Source organism: Thiolapillus sp. (assembly GCF_048562965.1).
Lineage (GTDB): Bacteria > Pseudomonadota > Gammaproteobacteria > Chromatiales > Chromatiaceae > Thiolapillus > Thiolapillus brandeum_A.
In genome coordinates, this window is sequence record NZ_JBHNMF010001328.1 from 1 (window position 1) to 697 (window position 697).

Sequence of the window (697 nt, forward strand, 5' to 3'; positions counted from 1 at the left end):
CGTTTGAACCCATGCGTATCCTTCAGCAAAAAATTATTGCCGTTCTGCTTTCCCTGCTTCTGGGATTGCTGCCGCTGCAGGGTGCGTTTGCGGCTGAAACCGGAGGGCATCAGCACGGCGTTCTGTCGGACATGTCCATGACCTCGGTGAATGCTGATCATGATCGGATGCCGGATATGGCGCAGGACTGTGATCAGTGTGAACAGGACAGCTGCTGCAGCGGCAGCTCATGCAGTGTCGACCATTGTGTTTCCTGTACGCTGGCGGCCGTGCTTCTCCCGGATACTTCCCTGACTTTACCCTCTGTGGCGGCCGTCCGACTTGCGGGACTAGAGTCCCGGATCAGCAATGCCATGCTTTTTTCACTCTTCCGCCCCCCACGGGCCTGATTCCCTGCTGTAACTCCGTCCGGAGTTAATCCTTTTTCCCGAAAGAAAATGTTCTTCAGTGCGCTTGGCGTATCTGAAATGCAGAGGAATCAACTACATGAGAAACAAGAAAACAGCTATTCCGGGGGCAGGTCTGTCCCTGTCACGCCGGCGCTTCGTCCAGGGCATGGCCATGGGTGGTGTTGCCGCCAGCATGGGGCTGACCTCCCGTGCTTTGTGGGCCAATACCGATCAGCAGCAGAAGATACCCACCCTCACGGGTACGGACTTTGATCTGACCATCGCCGAGCAGGCAGTCAATTTTACGG

The 697-nt window shown here is 56.1% G+C and carries 1 protein-coding gene; it reads left to right on the forward strand.

The genetic code is table 11. The features are described from left to right. Positions 1–486: 486 nt before the first annotated feature. A partial coding sequence (locus tag ACOCD2_RS24125) for a twin-arginine translocation signal domain-containing protein (RefSeq protein ID WP_419626296.1) occupies positions 487–697 on the forward strand: 211 nt, incomplete at its 3' end.